This is a genomic window from Scatolibacter rhodanostii, from assembly GCF_900197595.1.
GTDB classification, from domain to species: Bacteria; Bacillota; Clostridia; order Oscillospirales; family Acutalibacteraceae; genus Scatolibacter; species Scatolibacter rhodanostii.
The window spans coordinates 16,639-33,579 of the sequence record NZ_FZLO01000002.1 but is presented as its reverse complement, the minus strand read 5'-3'; the positions used below and the strand labels follow the sequence as shown (position 1 = coordinate 33,579).

Below are 16,941 nucleotides of genomic sequence, written 5' to 3'. Positions count from 1 at the left end.
AATCTATCTTGTCAGGAGGGAAGAAGAATGAACACAAAAGAAGTGGCCGCTATTTCTGGTGTAAGTGTGCGCACACTCCACCACTATGATGAAATTGGATTGCTATGTCCACAGAGAAATCCGCAAAATGACTATCGAGAGTATAGAGAAGAGGATATTGATGCTTTGCAGCAGATTCTATTTTTCAAAGAATGCGGATTCTCATTAACCCAAATAAAAGCCCTCTTGCAGCAACCTGATTTTAATCAAGAAAAAGCATTTGAACTGCAAAAGAAATTTCTTTTGCACGAAAAAAAGAGAATTGATCAAATGCTGAAAACATTAAATAAAACGATGCAAGCCCAAAAAGGAGAGATTGTCATGTCACAAAAAGAAAAATTTGACGGATTCGATTTTACGCAAAATCCGTATGAAGAAGAGGCCAAAAACTTATGGGGAAAGCAAGCTGTTCAGCATGTGAATGAACTTCCGACAGAGGGAAAAATGGATTTGGGAGAGGATATGCAAAATTTGTTTATCGAACTGGCCCAGATAACAGCAGAACCTGATTCGGAAGAAACACAGCAAGCGATGAAAAAAATGTTTGCCTTCTTTAACAGTCGCTTTGGATATCAGTATACCCCCCAAGCGTTTGCCGGAGTAGGTCAACTCTACATCACCGATGAAAGATTTCAAAAGAATATTGACCAGTTTAGAGAAGGGCTATCTGCCTTTCTTGCAGAATCAATGAAAATTTTTGCAGAAAATCATAAAGCATGAGTTAAGTAACCGTATAAAGAGGAATGGCGTCTATTTGCCATTTCTCTTTTGTTTAATAAAAAATGATTTTTTGTCGGATAGGACTTGATTTTTCATTTTTTTCTGATATAATAGTAAAGCGTTATGGAGAGGTATTCTAATTGGTAAGGAGCCACATTGGAAATGTGGTGTGCCGCAAGGCATTGTGCGTTCGAGTCGCATCCTCTCCGCCAAAAAGCCACACAACCCAGTGTTTATGCGGGTTGTGTGGCTTTCTTTTTGTTTATCCACGATTTTTATATGATTTTATGGCATACAGGAATTATTTCTTTTTTGCTAACAAGAGACAGGCAACATGTAAGACACTTATATAGAAAAGCAACCCCAAAATCTAAATTCTGGGGTTGCTTTTCTATATACCATTTTTAGCAGGAAAAAACAATTAGCAATCTATGCCGCCGTCAACACGTAATAGTTGTCCGGTGATGAAAGAAGAATCTTCGGTAGCCAGGAATAAAGCAGCGGTACCGATTTCTCTGCCTTGGCCAGCTCTTTTAAGTGGAGACATTTGTTTCATGCCTTCTACAGCTGCTTCGCCGCCAACGCTGTCTAACATAGCTGTAATAATAGCACCAGGCAGAATAGCGTTCACTCGGATTTCCGGGCCTAATTCGCGAGCAAGTGCTTTTGTCAGTCCATTGAGTCCATGTTTTGAAGTACAGTAAGCGACGGCACCCCATTTGGATGCTGTGCCTGCAACAGAACCGGTATTAATGATATAGCCTTGACCTTTTGCTTTCATAATAGGAGCGACTTTTTGAGATAAAATCATAGCTGCAGTGATGTTGACCTGCATCATTTTATCCCATTCTTCAATTGTAATATCCATTGTGCTTTGGATGCTGAGTAAACCTGCATTGTTGAACAATATTTCAACCGTTCCATAATTTTGGATTGTTTCATCCACGATTTTGTCTAAGCGGGATCTGTCAGCAAGGTCAGCAATTACATAAGAAGCTTCGCCACCTTTTTGACGAATCTACGGCTTCTTTTGCTCTTTCTTCATCTCGACCAGTAATAATTACTTTAGCCCCTTCTTCAGCAAAAACATATGCGGTATCTCTTCCCATTCCTGAAGTTGCCCCTGTGATAATGGCTACTTTTCCGTCCAATCTGCCCATTTGTTTTCCTCCTGATATACTTAAGGTTTTTAATATCAGCGAGTAGTATACCTGATATTCCAAAATTTGACAAATTAAAACTATAACAAATTTTTAAAATCGACTTAAATCTACTTAGATAGCGATCATTCAAAACGAAGAACTACGTTTTAAAAAGCAAATACTAAATAAAATAAGGACATACAAGCGCAGGATACAATCGACCAAAATTCTATTCTAAAAAATTCATTTTACTCTAGATAAACCAACAAATTATATGGTATAATAAACAAAAATATAAAGAATAAATTGTTAAAAATTTATTTATTGGGTAAGAAATTCAATTTCAGTAGAGAATACTTAGAAATAAGAGAATCAAATGAACAGGTGAGGGAAAATATGAGTAAATTTGTAATGGAAGAAGCAAAGCGGTGTTTACAATGTAAGAATCCAATGTGTGTAAAAGGTTGCCCTGTTAACACAAGAATTCCTGATGTTATTTCGCTTTTTTTAAACAGTGAATTAACACAAGCGGGAGAGATTTTGTTTGAGAATAACCCGTTGTCACTGGTGTGCAGCCATGTTTGTCCGCAAGAAAATCAATGTGAGGGACATTGTATCTTAGGTCGTAAAGGGTCACCGGTTCATTTCAGTGAAATTGAAAAATATGTCTCGGACTATTATTTGAATTTAGAAGATAAAAAAGTGTTGCCTACAGCCCCAAAAGGAGAAAAGGTTGCCATTATCGGTTCTGGCCCTGCGGGTATCACGATTGCCTTTATCCTGCTGCGCCGGGGCTATCAAGTAACCATTTTTGAAGGTCACGACAAAATAGGCGGTGTTATGCGCTATGGTATTCCTGAATTTCGTTTGCCTAAATCAATTTTAGATAGGATGGCCGAGCGTTTGATTCATCTTGGTGTAAAAATTCGTCCAAACACGAACATAGGCAATAACTTGACAGTGGATGATCTTTTTCGTGATGGCTTTAAGGCAATCTTTATGGGAACGGGTGTCTGGCACCCCAATAAACTGGGAATTAAGGGAGAGAGCCTTGGCCATGTTCATTTTGCCATTGATTATTTGCGGAACCCATCTGTCTATCATCTAGGCAAAAGTGTTGCTGTCATTGGTGCCGGAAACGTAGCTATGGATGTGGCAAGAACGGCCATTCGAAATGGTTGTTCTCATGCTTACATTCTTAATAATATGGACGAGACAGGTATTACGGCAAGAAGTGTCGAAGTAGAATATGCTAAAATTGACGGTGCAAGAATCATGAACTTTAAGGCAGTAACAGAGATTCAGGAAGAGGGCATTTTACTGGCAGATACGCACTTTGAAGAAACGGAAGAGGGAAAGAAAGTGGTCATCGATAAAGAGTCAGCTGAATTTTTCCCTGTAGATTCTGTTATCATTGCCATTGGACAAGGCCCCAGAGCCGTGGTGGTTTCTTCTACCGAAGGTATTGATGTTACGCAGAGGGGTCTAGTCGCAGTTGATGAAGAGGGAAGAACCAGTCGTGATGGTATTTTTGCTTCAGGTGATGTTGTAACAGGGGCGAAAACGGTTGTTGAAGCGGTAAAGGTTTCTCGACGTGTTGCCGATGCCATTGACCATTATATTCAAAGTACCTCTATTGGATAAAACATAGCTAATAATAGGCAAGATTTTCTTGAACGATAAGGCGGGTTTTATGACTTTTTTGGTTATAAAACCCGTTATTTGTTTTGATAATTGTCAATTATGATAGATAAAAGAATAAAAAGAAAAATGGATTGACGTAGGTGCTATTTCTATCGTAAAATAGCAGTCATAGTCAACTTGTAATGAGTTAGTAGGTAAAAAGATAACTGGAGATTAAAAATGGAAAAATATTTGAATACAGCTTTGTCACCGGAAGAACGAGCAGAAGATTTGCTGCAGAAGTTGAATTTGCGTGAAAAAGTGGGACAGGTCAATCAGCATTTATATGGATTTTCTGCTTATGAACGAGAGAACGATGACTTTCATCTAGCAGAAGATTTTTGTAAAGAAAACGAATATTGGGGCGGTATTGGCGTTTTATATGGCCTATACCGTGCAGACCCGTGGTCGCAAAAAGATGAAAAAACAGGAATTCCACCCAGATTATCGGCCAAAATCTATAATCAGGTACAGCGTGCTGTCATCGAGAAATCTCGATTTGGCATTCCGGCTTTGATGAGCACTGAATGTCCGCATGGTCATCAGGCAGTGGGAGGCTATTTGCTGCCGGTGTCACTTTCTATGGGGGCGACCTTTGACCCTGAATTGGTGCAAGATGCTTTTGGCGTGGTAGCCGAGCAAATCAAATCACAGGGAGTGGATTTTGCCCTTATATCGGTACTGGACGTTCTGCGTGACCCTCGTTGGGGCAGAAGCGAAGAATGCTTTGGCGAGGATCCCTATCTTTGTGCTTCAATGGCAGGCGCTGCGGTCAGAGGCTGTCAAGAAAAAGGTGTAGATGCTGTTGTGAAACACTTGTGTGCGCAAGGACAGACAACCGGCGGTGTAAATGCCAGTGCTGCTTCCATCGGCAAGCGTGAACTGTATGAAATTCATTTGCCGGCGGTTAAATCTTCTATTCAAAACGGAGCAGTCGGTGTTATGGCTGCCTATAATGAGATTGACGGTGTGTTTTGTCATGCCAATCCGTGGCTGCTGAAAGAATATCTTCGAGATGAGTTGGGCTTTGAAGGAATCGTCATGGCAGACGGCACAGCCATTGACCGTTTGGATACCATCACCGGTGATAATGCGGCTTCGGGGGCATTGGCGCTGAAAAGTGGTGTTGATGTCAGCTTATGGGATCAAGCTTTCACAAAACTGGAAGAGGCTGTTCAAAAAGGTTTTGTGGACGAGGAAAGATTAAATGAGGCGGTCAGACGTGTGCTGACACTCAAGTTCAAACGAGGCCTATTTGAAAAACCATATTTAGAAGAAACTGAGCTTCCTGAATTCACGCATGAAAAATACACACAAAGCCAAAAATTGGCAGAAGAAAGCATTGTTTTGCTCAAAAATAACGGTGCTTTGCCCCTTCAGACTCAAAACCACAAAATTGCTGTGATTGGTCCGGTGGCCAATGACATTTATCATCAATTGGGTGACTACACTCCTCCTGTTGAAAGTGGTCAGACTATTTTAGAGGGGTTAGAAGAAGTGTTTGGTGCCGAGCAGGTTTCCTATGCAAAAGGTACTTCTATTTTAGCTGGCAGTCAGGCAGAACTGGACGAAGCCGTCACACTGGCAGAAAAAAGTGATGTTGTTATCTTGACATTGGGCGGTTCTTCGAGCCGTTTTTCAGGAGCTGAATTTGATATCAACGGTGCCATTTTGGCAGAAAGTAAAGTGCAGATGGATTGTGGCGAGGGCATTGATAGTGCCAGCTTAAATCTGCCCGGCAATCAAATGAAATTGGCAGAAGCTATCATAGCCACCGGGAAAACAGTAATTACTGTGGTGCAAGGCGGCAGAGCTTATAATGTATCTGAATTAAAAGAGAACTCAGCAGCATTGCTGTATGCGTTCTATCCAGGCCCTTGTGGCGGCAAAGCGATTGCTGATATTATTAGCGGAAGAATTTCTCCCAGCGGAAGACTGCCAGTCAGTTTGCCGTATAGCGCAGAACAGCTGCCTTGCTATTATAATGCAAAAGCAAGCTATGCTGCGATGAACTACTATAATCTGCCGCATGAGCCGGTGTATGCTTTTGGCTATGGACTTTCCTATACAAATTTTTCTATCTCTCATGTAGCATTCATTCAGCAAGAAGAATCAGTAATCGCTGAATTTGAAATTGAGAACACTGGCGATATTGCTGCCGATGCCGTACCTATGCTTTTCATTCAGTGGAAAACAGGTGAAATTGTGGGACGCGTGAAAGAGCTAAAAGCCTTTAAGAGAGTGTCTTTATCCGCTCACGAGAGCAAAAAAGTGTCCATTGTCTTAGAGAAAGAAGCACTCTCAAGATATGGAGCAGACATGAAGTTTGCCTATGGACAGGGAGAAGTTGAAATTTGCCTAGAAGAAGGCGGTAAACAATATTTCACAGGCTCAGTTAAACTTATGAGCAAAAAATAAAATTCATAAACAGAAAATGATGTCAATAAAAAGGGGACAGTGTAAGTTTGCTTATGCTGTCCTTTCTTTGCGCTAATTAAAATAACTTTAATTAATCATAATAAGAATTATTTCAAGCAAAAAAAGAACTATATTGTAACGTAAATGTATTTAAAATAGAGGTTGTCTATTGCGGACAAGGGCGTGCACCAAAAATAAGTGGTACGCTCTAAAAAATTGTGTATTGATTTAGGTTTTATGAAATAAAGATTTTTGACAAGGGGAATGCAAGAATATGGCTGTGATGAAAGATGTAGCAAAGCTTTCGGGAGTGTCGATTTCTACAGTTAGTTTTGTGCTGAACGGAACAGCAAAAGAACATAAGGTGGCAGAAAGTACCGCTAAAAAAGTATATCAAGCGGCCAAACAACTGGGATATAAGATAAACTCATCGCTTAAGAACATGGAGACAGTGCAGAAAAGGCAACGTAATATTGCTTTTTATCTACCGCTTAATTCGTTGCGGTTTGATATGAGTGCGATTTATGCAGCGATAAGCCAGCACATTAGTCAAACAGGACGAGACTATAATGTCACTTTGTGCCCTTATGAACCCGGCGCACTGGCAGCTAAGTTATCTCATAAACAGCTTGATTTTTTTGATTCAGCAGTAGTCAGTGTGCAGAGCGAAAGTGATTTGAAAGAGCTGGAATCTCTTTCACTAGATGTACCTATTGTACTTTATGACCGTATTAGCGAGGCTTATTCGGGGATAACCTGTTTGGCTGATGAAGCGATTTCACAAGCAGTGAAAATGATTGTCGCTAAGGGGTATCGTGATATCCGAATTTTAACAAGTCAGCATAATTTAGAGCAAGGCGACGAGTTTTTCAACAGACTGCAGCAAAATTGTGAAGAAAGCGGAATTACACTGACAGAAGAAAATTTTATCCGCACAGAAGATTCTATGATAGGTGGAGCGATTGCAGCAAGAACAATATTAAATCAAGAAAAGCGCCCCGAAATGATTATCTGCATGAATATGCCTTTAACCTTTGGTGTTATTCCTGTTCTAGCCCGCCACAATTTTTTTATTCCTTATCATACAGAACTGTTGTGTTTTGGTTCTTCCGGAGATGCTGACCATATCCGTAACTACATTCCCTCATTATCTATGATTGCTCGTCCTCTGAATGAAATTACCATAAAGGCCTTTGATATGGCACTGCATTTAGCAGACGGTGAGGAGAGTAAGGCTATGCACTATCATTATTCTTGTGAACTGCTGCTAAATGATAGTTTTAATTATTGACAACTTGTTTTTTAAAGTGACACTTAAATTTATTTTAATTATTTTAGTTATTTAAGTTGACAAATTTTATGCCTGCCTATATAATAAGCTCTGGGTTAGAAGTGTCTAACTTCAAGTTCATTAAACGCAAACTTTTGAAAGAAGGAAGGTCATAAAATGAAGGTTAAAAAAATTAGTGCTGCGATCATGGCTTTAGTCATGTCAGTAGGCGTTTTATCAGCATGTTCTACGGAGAAACCCGCAGAGGAAAGTTCGGTTGTTTCTGAAAGCAAAACTTCAGAGACTTCTGCTGTTTCTGAAGGCACAGACAGTTCAGCTGCAGAGAGTACCGATTCAACCGCTACCTATCCAATGACAATTAAACACGCATTAGGTGAAATTGTCATTGAGAAGCAGCCAGAGCGTATTGCAACAATCGGCTGGGGTAATCATGATGTACCGTTGGCATTGGGCGTTGTTCCTGTTGGTATTTCAAAAGCTAATTTTGGCCCTGTAGACGAAAACGGCCTTCTTTCTTGGACGGCTGCTGCTTATAAGGAACTAGGTGTTGAAAATCCTGTTGTGTTTGATGATGTAGACGGCCTAGACTATGAAGCAATCAGCGACACCAATCCTGATATTATTTTGGCTGCTTATTCCGGCATTACACAAGAAGAGTACGATCTTCTAAGTGAAATTGCTCCGGTTGTGGCTTATCCTGAATATCCGTGGCAAACTTATTGGAGAGATCAAACTCTTTTGAATGCAAAAGGAATGGGCAAAGAAGAAGAAGCTAAAAAATTGGTTGCTGAAACCGAAGAAATGATTAAAACCAAAACGGCTGCCTATGAGAGCCTGAAAGGCAAAACAGCCGCATTCTTCTATTTTGATGCATCTAACTTTGGCACATTCTACATCTATCTTCCCACTGACCCAAGAGCTTCTTTCCTCATGGATCTAGGACTTACTTTCCCGCAGAGTGTTTTGGATTTGGCAGATGACGAAACAGCTTTTAGTTTGACCATGAGCTCAGAAAATATTGATTCACTAAAAGATATTGATATTATTGTTTGCTATGGCAATGATGATGTACTGAAAGCCATGCAAGCTGATCCTTTGGTCGGTCAGATTCCGGCAGTAGCCAATGGCGCGATGGTTATGCTTGATGAAACATCAGACTTGTCTGCTTCTACCACTTCATCGGTGCTTTCCATTCAAGCAACCCTAGATGAATATCTTGAAGTGCTGAATAAAGCAGCTGAAAATGTAAAATGAAGATAAGAAAAAAACTGGTTCTATTTATCGCGATTTTAGCGGCAATTCTGTTTTGCGTTTTACTTTCACTGGCATGGGGATCTCGTTCTATTCCGTTTGCTGAGATTATTGATATTCTCACAGGAAAAGGCGGAGACTCTTTTAATGTGGATGTAGTGCGAACTAGAATTCCCCGAACAATTTTCGGTATACTGGCAGGGGCGGCGCTTGGCGTATCAGGCGCCCTCATGCAGTCTATCACAAGAAATCCAATTGCGGACCCTAGTATTCTGGGAGTGAATACTGGGGCTTCGCTCTTTGTTGTTTGCGGCATTGCTTTTTTCAACATCAATCTGCCGCAGCAGTATATTTGGTTTGCACTGGTGGGCGGTTCGCTCACATCCGCATTTGTCTATGCGGTTGCCTCAATTGGCGGCGAGGGTGCAACCCCTTTGAAGCTTGCGCTTTCGGGTGCCGCTGTCAGTATGGCATTTGGTTCTTTAGTAAGCACCGTCATGCTACCCAAATCCAATGTAATGGATGATTTTAGGTTCTGGCAAGTTGGCAGTATTGGCGGGGCCGGTTGGGATGACATCAAAATCATTGTGCCGTACTTACTATTTGGCTTTGTCATTGCCATATGTCTAGTTCCGTCACTAAACAGCTTGGCTTTGGGAGATGAAATGGCAACCTCTTTAGGGGTCAACACAAAATTGACGAGAGGGTTAGGTGCTTTGGCAGGTGTTTTGCTTTGTGGAGCAACCACCGCTTTGGCAGGACCCATTGGTTTTGTGGGACTCATGATTCCTCACTTCATGCGCTCTTTGTTTGGCCCTGATTTGAAGTATATCATGCCTATGTCAGCGTTTGGCGGAGCTTGCTTGCTAGTGATATCTGATGTCATGGGACGACTGGCAGGAAGTCCGGGAGAACTGGAAGTAGGCATTGTGACTGCTTTTCTGGGCGCACCCGTATTTATTATGGTGGCGAGAAAGGCAAAGGTGAAGTCTTTATGATGTCAAATAAAAATGCCTTCATTTGGGAAGGCTATCAAAAAAGACGTCGTCGAGTCGCTGTTATAACAACTGTTTTGATTATTCTGATTGCTCTTTGTGCAGTTGTGATGATGACATTCGGCAACACGGTTTATTCACTTGATACCGTCTTCCGTGTCTTAAAAGGGGAAGAAATCAAAGGAGCTACGTTTACCATTAAAACACTTAGGCTGCCAAGACTGTTGGTTGGATTATTATCCGGTTTGGCGTTTGGGGTAGCTGGCAACACATTTCAAACCTTGCTGCGAAATGATTTGGCAAGTCCTGATATTATTGGTGTTACCTCCGGCTCTAGTGCAGCGGCAGTATTTTGCATACTGATTTTACATATGAGCGGCACAGCTGTATCGGTTATTTCTTTGCTTGCGGGTCTTTTGGTTGCCGGTGTGATTTATTTTCTCTCTTTTGGAAAAGGGTTTTCGAAAGGCAGATTAATTCTTATCGGTATTGGTGCGCAAGCTATGCTAAATGCCGTGACTTCTTTTGTCTTATTAAAAGGTTCAGAGTACGATGTTCCAACAGCCTTGCGTTGGATGAACGGAAGCTTAAATGGAGTGAAATTAGATCGTGTACCCGGTCTTTTGGTAACAGTGGTCACGATGACAATAGCCATTGTCATGCTCGGGCGATATTTGCAAATTTTGCAGCTTGGCGATGATTCTGCGATTACACTGGGCGTGAAAGTGCAAGTGGCTTATATTGGTTTAATATTTGCGTCTGTATTCTTAATTGCTTTTGCGACTTCAGTTTCCGGTCCAATAGCGTCTGTTGCTTTTTTATCGGGTCCGATAGCCTCTCGGTTGATTGGAAAAGGGAGAGTGAACACGTTACCGGCAGGGCTAGTAGGTGCTCTTCTTGTGTTGGCTTCTGATTTAATCGGACAATTCGCTTTGGGAACAAGATATCCTGTTGGTGTTATTACAGGTATTTTAGGGGCACCGTATATGCTGTTCCTTTTGGTGCGTATGAATAAAAAAGGAGAGAGTGTATCATGAATGAACATTTGCTGGCAGCAGAAGGAATTGTTGCAGGGTATGATAAAAAAGTCATTATTGATGGAATTGACCTTGTCATTCCAAGCAATAAAATCAGTGTAATTATCGGAGCAAACGGCTGTGGGAAATCAACGCTGCTGAAAACATTTGCCAGATTGATTAAACCCACCAGTGGGGATATTGTCTTGGATGGCAAACAGATAAGCTCGTATCCGTCGAAGTCATTGGCGCAGAAATTGGGACTATTACCGCAGTCACCGGTGGTGCCCGAGGGCATAACTGTATTCGATTTAATTTGCAGGGGACGGTTTCCTTATCGCACGATGATGAAAGGAATGAACAAAGCAGATTTTGAAGCAGTTGAAGAAGCGATGGAAATCATGGGCATTACCGAGCTTGCCAACCGCAGTGTAGATGAACTATCAGGCGGGCAGCGCCAAAGAGTATGGATTGCCCTTGCTCTTGCGCAGCAGACCGACATTTTGCTTTTGGACGAGCCAACTACCTTTTTGGATATTGCCTATCAAGTTGAAATTTTGGATTTGCTGACAAAGCTGAATCAAGAACGAGGCACAACCATTGTGATGGTACTGCATGATATTAACTTGTCTGCTAGGTATGCAGACTATTTGTTTGCTGTAGCAAAAGGCGAATTAATCGTGCAGGGAACGCCCCAAGAGATTATCTCCTCTGAACTCATGAAAGAAGTTTTTAGCTTAGATTGCCAAGTTATTGAGGATCCTGTGGCAGGTTCGCCTCTTATTGTGCCAATAGGGAAATATCATCAAGCTACATAATTACTGGATAGAATGAAAACTACCGTTTCTTCCTGTCAGTCATTTGACTTAGTCATTTGACTTAGTCATTTGACTTTATGAAGGGGCGATAGTTTTTTCTTATTTTAGAGGGGATAGAACTCCCAGCTTTGCAAAATAAAATTCTTTATTATCATTATAAGGGATAAAAATAAAAGAAAAGTAGAAATAAGCTTTCAAAACTCAAAAAATATAGAATATCTTAATATGAAGTAGTATATAAAAAAGTTATTAGTCGAAATTGCGCGAAATAATTAAAACCGCTGTGAAATAAAAGTTGCGGACCAGTAGAGATAGAACTACTTTGGTTTATGCCACAAATAAAACAGTTTTTTCAAGCGGAAACCCCAGCGTGCATCAGGACGAGAGCCCAACCAAAATTCTATTAATCGTTTAAAATGAGGGGAATATTATGAAAAAGGTAAAGAAATCAAAAAAAATCAAACAAAATTTTTCTTTGGGTCAATCTCTGCCTGTGCATCAGAGATTGGGCTTTCGCATTGTCATCCTTGCCGTTGTCGGAATTTTAATTATGGCAGCCTTTTCAACGACTTATTTGTCACTGTCCTACGAAAAAGTTATCAATGATTTAGATACAGATAATAGCCGAAAGACGCTCACGACAGTAAACTCGATTTTTAAAGATTATGAGCTGAAATCTTTTCAGACTGCTAAAAATTTGGCTTCTGATAAATCCATTGTCAGCGCTGTGCAAACGGGCAATGAAAACGGAACAAAAACAACGGCGCAACTCATGATTGAAAGACTGAGTATGGATGTTGACTTTGTAACCATTACGGATGCCGAGGGTACTGTGGTTGCCCGCACACATAGTGATGAGGTAGGCGATTCAATCAGTGATCAAGGCGATATATCTCTTGCCATGCAAGGAAAAACATCAACAGAAATTGATTTTGGGTCGGAATTCAAACTGAGTATTAGAACAGGCGCGCCTGTTTTGAGCCCGTCCGGTAAAGTGCTTGGTGTGGTTTCGGCGGGTTATTCGCTGGTAAAACCTGAATTCGTTGACAATATGAAAGAGATAACCGGCAGCGACATCACTATTTTTATCGGAGACGAGCGTGTTAACACGACCATTATAGAAAATAATGAACGTGCTGTTGGCACTAAATTAGATGCTGGAATTGCCAAAACGATTCTACAAGAAGGAAAAGAGTATTTTGGAGAAGCGAGTATTTTAGGAAAACCATATGCTACGGCCTATGAACCTTTGACCAATAGCACGGGTGAAATAATCGGCATATTATTTGCGGGTATGTCTTTAGAACATTCTAAAGCTGCTGTTAGAAATACATCTATTTTCTCCGCGTCAGTGAGTATTTTGGTGGCGGGCTTGATGAGTCTGATTACCACCTATTTCATCAGGAAATTGGTATCTAAGCCGCTGCGAAAAATGTCAGAGGTAGCAACAGAGCTTTCTAAAGGGAATCTACATGCGGAGATCAACTATTCGGCTAAAGACGAAGTTGGCGTTCTAGCAAAAGCATTAAGCAACATGGCAAGTTTTCTAAGAAGTTACATATTAGATATATCAAGTAAAATGAAACAGCTTTCAGAGAAAGATATGAATCTTCAGGTTGATTTAGATTATATTGGAGATTTTGCACCGATTAAAACAGCCATGATGGGTGTTTCAGAATCGCTAAGTGAAATACTTTCTCATATCCATGTCACCGCTGAACAGGTGAGCCAAGGCGCAGAACAAGTAGCGGGGGCAGCTCAATCTCTAGCATCTGGAACAACGGAACAGGCAGCTTCTATTCAAGAGCTTACGGCTTCGGTGACAGCTGTGGCCGGTCAAGCACAGAAGAACGCTGAAAATGTTAGACAGGCAACTGAACATGTTATCTCAACAGGAGAAGGGGTTGACCTAGTCAATCAGAAAATGGACGATTTGACAGTTGCCATGCAAGATATCAAGACTTCTTCAGACAAAATCAAAGATATCACCAAGACAATTGAAGATATCGCATTCCAAACCAACATATTGGCCTTGAATGCAGCGGTAGAAGCAGCACGTGCCGGCGAAGCTGGCAAAGGATTTGCCGTTGTTGCTGATGAAGTGCGCAGCTTGGCGGTCAAGTCAGCTGAAGCTGCTAAACAGGCAGCAGAATTAATCGACTATTCAAGTTCAGCTGTTCTGAAGGGCAGTAAAATGACACAAGAAACAGATAAGATTTTAAAAGATATAGAAGAGAAAACCAGTTTGGTCATTGAAGCTGTTAAACAGATAGAAATTTCCTCTGAGGAACAATTTAATACCATTGAACAGATTAACACGGGTTTGTCACAGGTATCTGATGTTGTGCAGACGAATGCCGCGACGGCAGAAGAAAGCTCTGCGTCCAGCGAAGAATTAGCAGCGCAAGCACAATCTTTAAAGCAAGATGTGAGAGAGTTTAATCTGGCAGAAACTGACTTGTACGAATAAAGGATGATAATGTCATCAAAAAAAGAGAAGCGCTTAGACAAGATTTTGTCTGGGAGCTTCTCTTTTTTTGGGCACTGCTTGTATCCATCCATTCCTTCAAAATAGTTATGCTAAATCAGTGTTTATCTTAATGAATTGGCTCGGAGAAAAGCCGGTAACATTTTTAAAGCAACGGTTAAACGTGCGCATATTTTCATAGCCACTTTCTAAAGCAATGTCAGAAATAGATAAATCGGCTGTGAGCAAGAGATTTTTGGCGTAGTCAATCCTCATATTATTGATATAAGAACAAATTCCCATGTCTAGAGAAGCTTTGAGCATATGAGAAAGATAATATTTGCTGATACCCAAATATTTAGCGGTGCTTTCAAGTGTAATATTAGTTTTGAAATTGCGGCTAATATAAGTAATCGCTTTTCCAATTAAGTCTTCATTTATTTTACTTTCAATAGAAACAAGTGCCAATTCGTTTAAAAATCTTGCTATAATCAGTTGAATTAAACTTTCTGTGAGAAGACGGTCTACTGGTTGCTGAGATAATAACATAACCACCTCATGAAATTGATGAGGAATATCAGCTTGCATGGTAGCAGGGGTTAGAATAGGATTCAATGGCATTTTATCATGAATAATACCATATAAAGGCGAATTGGATTTAATAGAAGAAACAAAAAATTCATAGGCATTGTCAGCACTTTGATCTGAAAAATAAGAGTGTATACGGTTAGGAAAGATAAAGGCGATTTCACCTTGCGTTAGGGTGTAATTCTGATTGTCTATGCGAATTTTAATTTCCCCGCTGACACAGCGAATACATTCAACAGCGTTATGCAGGTGTGGGGGAAAGCTCAGTGAAAGACCTTGGGCACTAAAATCAGAATGAATGGGGTGTTCATAAAAGGGCAGCATAAGAAATTCTCCTGATAGCAATTATTGACTACAAATACAATGGATATGTCTTGCATTTTACTATATTACATGATAAAATTCAATAAAATTTGGATATAAAGTAAAAATAAAGACAACTTTTAACTAAAGAGTATGAGGGAGAAATCGTACAATGAAAAAAGCTTTAATTGTACAAGGTGGATGGGATGGGCATGAACCGCAGCTGACATCCAAACGATTTGCAAAACTATTAGAGAATCATGATTACACAGTACAAATCAGCGACACATTAGATGTTTTGGAAGATGTTGAAAAGCTGATGGAGCTAGACTTGATTGTGGCCTGCTGGACAATGGGTGAAATCAAGCATGAGTATGTAGAAAACATCTCAAAGGCGGTCGCTAATGGAACAGGACTTGCCGGTTGCCATGGTGGAATGTGCGATTCATTCCGTCAAGATGTGCAGTGGCAATTTATGACTGGTGGCCAGTGGGTTAGTCATCCGGGTGGAGATGGCATTGACTACACGGTCAATGTTTGCAAAGGTTCAAGCCCTATCGTTGAGGGTCTGGAAGACTTCCCTGTGTGCAGCGAACATTATTATTTGCATATTGATCCAGCCGTAGAAGTGCTGGCAACCACGAGATTCCCCATTGTGCCGTATTACCATATCTCTAATAAGCCGGTAGATATGCCGGTTGCATGGACAAAATATTGGGGCAACGGCAGAGTGTTCTATCTTTCTTTAGGCCATCATGACGATGTGTTTGACAAATCTCCGAACGCACAGGTGCTTATGGAGCGTGGCATGGTCTGGTCGGGAGAAGGCAAGGCGTATACAAAAGAGAACCAGTTGACGACAGAACGCTTTGAAAATGAAGCTAAAATGTATTGAGATAGTAGGAGTATACATATGGAAAAAGTAAGAATTGGTATTGTCGGTGTTGGTGATATCAGCGGTATTTATTTAAAAAATCTGACAGAGCTTTTTAAAGAAGTAGAGGTTTATGCCGTCTGCGATTTGATAAAAGAAAAAGCGGTGAAAGCACAAGAAACTTATCCTTCTATTAAGATTTATGACAATATGCAGCAAATATTCGACGATGAAAAGGTAGATATTGTTTTAAATCTAACTCGTCCGTATGAACATTATGAGGTAAGCAAAGCTGCTCTTTTAGCCGGAAAACATGTCTATTCCGAAAAACCATTGGCGGCGAAATTAGAAGAAGGCCGAGAATTGGTAGCGCTTGCCAAAGAAAAGAATTTACTTCTGGGTGGTGCACCTGATACGTTTATGGGTGCTGGCATTCAAACCTGCCGTAAATTGATTGACGATGGATTTATCGGGAAACCGATTGGCGCAGCAGCTTTTATGATTTGTCATGGCCATGAGAACTGGCATCCAGACCCCGCTTTTTACTATCAGCATGGCGGCGGCCCGATGATGGACATGGGACCCTATTATGTTACGGCACTTGTAAATCTTTTGGGGAGAGTCTCATCAACCATGAGTGTGGCTAAGTCGAACTTTGAGACAAGAACAATAACCAGTGAACAGCATTTTGGAGAGACCGTTAAGGTAGAAGTTCCTACTCATGTCAATGGTATTATAAACTTTGAAAGCGGTGCAGTAGGTACGATTCTTACTACCTTTGATGTTTATTATGAGGCACAGGCAAGACTGGAGATTTATGGTACAGAGGGTACTTTGATTGTTCCCGACCCCAATTTCTTCAGCGGTGAAATCAAATTGCTGAAGCCACAGGACGGCAGTTATAAAGTAATGCCGCTTTGCTTTGGTTATGCGGAGAACTCGAGAGGCTTGGGCATTGCAGACATGGCCAAAACCCTAACAGAAAATCGTGATTTCCGTGCAGATTGTCAGCAAACTTTGCATGTACTGGAAGTAATGGACAGCTTGCAAAAAGGCGGCATGACAGAAATAACCAGTGACTTTGAAAAAAGAATGCCTATGGTACCCGGTGGTATTCCCGGTGTAATCTCATAAAATAGCAATAAAAACAAACGACGCTCTGTGGGGATGAAACCCTGCAGAGCATTGTTTGTTTTTTAGCGTAAAAGTTGGGTTTACAAATGATATAGATAAAATATGTTAAGGAATAAACAATACCCGTTGGGTATTGAAACATACTGTATATTGTGGTATACTAACAAAACAATAGAAATTGTTGTGGAATAACAGAGAATTC

12 protein-coding genes, 1 tRNA gene and 1 pseudogene are annotated in these 16,941 nt (G+C 40.8%); 12 read left to right on the top strand and 2 right to left on the bottom strand.

Features of this window, described 5'->3' with window-relative positions:
- The first annotated feature begins 27 nt into the window (after window positions 1-27).
- Window positions 28-759: a MerR family transcriptional regulator gene (locus tag CS931_RS04755; RefSeq protein ID WP_099204641.1), complete on the top strand. Its 732-nt coding sequence runs from the start codon at window positions 28-30 to the stop codon at window positions 757-759.
- Between the two features lie 125 nt (window positions 760-884).
- Window positions 885-971: transfer RNA gene (locus CS931_RS04750), tRNA-Ser, on the top strand.
- A gap of 209 nt (window positions 972-1,180) precedes the next feature.
- Here CS931_RS04750 and CS931_RS04745 read toward each other — a convergent pair.
- Window positions 1,181-1,868, bottom strand: a pseudogene (locus tag CS931_RS04745) (SDR family NAD(P)-dependent oxidoreductase).
- Window positions 1,869-2,285: 417 nt separating this feature from the next.
- Between CS931_RS04745 and CS931_RS04740 the strand changes: the two are divergent.
- The 8 genes from CS931_RS04740 to CS931_RS04705 all read left to right on the top strand — a co-directional run bounded on the left by CS931_RS04740 (window position 2,286) and on the right by CS931_RS04705 (window position 13,843).
- A complete protein-coding gene (locus CS931_RS04740; RefSeq protein WP_278277653.1) occupies window positions 2,286-3,545 on the top strand; it encodes an NAD(P)-dependent oxidoreductase in 1,260 nt (419 codons plus the stop codon).
- A 219-nt stretch (window positions 3,546-3,764) separates the two neighbouring features.
- A complete protein-coding gene (locus CS931_RS04735) occupies window positions 3,765-6,002 on the top strand; it encodes a glycoside hydrolase family 3 N-terminal domain-containing protein (RefSeq protein WP_099204639.1) in 2,238 nt (745 codons plus the stop codon).
- A gap of 274 nt (window positions 6,003-6,276) precedes the next feature.
- Window positions 6,277-7,293: a LacI family DNA-binding transcriptional regulator gene (locus tag CS931_RS04730; protein ID WP_099204638.1), complete on the top strand. Its 1,017-nt coding sequence runs from the start codon at window positions 6,277-6,279 to the stop codon at window positions 7,291-7,293.
- 156 nt (window positions 7,294-7,449) lie between these two features.
- On the top strand, window positions 7,450-8,547 hold the full coding sequence (locus CS931_RS04725) for an iron-siderophore ABC transporter substrate-binding protein (RefSeq protein WP_099204637.1): 1,098 nt from the start codon (window positions 7,450-7,452) through the stop codon (window positions 8,545-8,547).
- Window positions 8,544-9,542: a FecCD family ABC transporter permease gene (locus CS931_RS04720; protein WP_099204636.1), complete on the top strand. Its 999-nt coding sequence runs from the start codon at window positions 8,544-8,546 to the stop codon at window positions 9,540-9,542. Before CS931_RS04725 ends, CS931_RS04720 begins: the two co-directional genes overlap by 4 nt.
- Window positions 9,539-10,576 carry a FecCD family ABC transporter permease gene (locus tag CS931_RS04715; protein WP_099204635.1) on the top strand — a complete coding sequence of 346 codons (1,038 nt, stop codon included), beginning with the start codon at window positions 9,539-9,541 and terminating at the stop codon, window positions 10,574-10,576. The genes CS931_RS04720 and CS931_RS04715 overlap by 4 nt, the downstream gene beginning before the upstream one ends.
- Window positions 10,573-11,373 carry an ABC transporter ATP-binding protein gene (locus CS931_RS04710; protein WP_099204634.1) on the top strand — a complete coding sequence of 267 codons (801 nt, stop codon included), beginning with the start codon at window positions 10,573-10,575 and terminating at the stop codon, window positions 11,371-11,373. The genes CS931_RS04715 and CS931_RS04710 overlap by 4 nt, the downstream gene beginning before the upstream one ends.
- 430 nt (window positions 11,374-11,803) lie before the next feature.
- Window positions 11,804-13,843 carry a methyl-accepting chemotaxis protein gene (locus CS931_RS04705; protein WP_099204633.1) on the top strand — a complete coding sequence of 680 codons (2,040 nt, stop codon included), beginning with the start codon at window positions 11,804-11,806 and terminating at the stop codon, window positions 13,841-13,843.
- 105 nt (window positions 13,844-13,948) lie between these two features.
- On the opposite strand, the gene CS931_RS04700 is transcribed toward CS931_RS04705, so the two are convergent.
- Window positions 13,949-14,752 carry an AraC family transcriptional regulator gene (locus tag CS931_RS04700; RefSeq protein ID WP_099204632.1) on the bottom strand — a complete coding sequence of 268 codons (804 nt, stop codon included), beginning with the start codon at window positions 14,750-14,752 and terminating at the stop codon, window positions 13,949-13,951.
- 151 nt (window positions 14,753-14,903) lie between these two features.
- On the opposite strand from CS931_RS04700, the gene CS931_RS04695 reads away from it, so the two are divergent.
- Together CS931_RS04695 and CS931_RS04690 are read left to right on the top strand one after the other, a co-directional pair.
- Window positions 14,904-15,626 (top strand): ThuA domain-containing protein, encoded by a 723-nt coding sequence (locus CS931_RS04695; RefSeq protein ID WP_099204631.1) that lies wholly within the window; start codon window positions 14,904-14,906, stop codon window positions 15,624-15,626.
- Window positions 15,627-15,644: 18 nt separating this feature from the next.
- Window positions 15,645-16,739 carry a Gfo/Idh/MocA family protein gene (locus CS931_RS04690; RefSeq protein WP_099204630.1) on the top strand — a complete coding sequence of 365 codons (1,095 nt, stop codon included), beginning with the start codon at window positions 15,645-15,647 and terminating at the stop codon, window positions 16,737-16,739.
- Window positions 16,740-16,941: the final 202 nt, after the last annotated feature.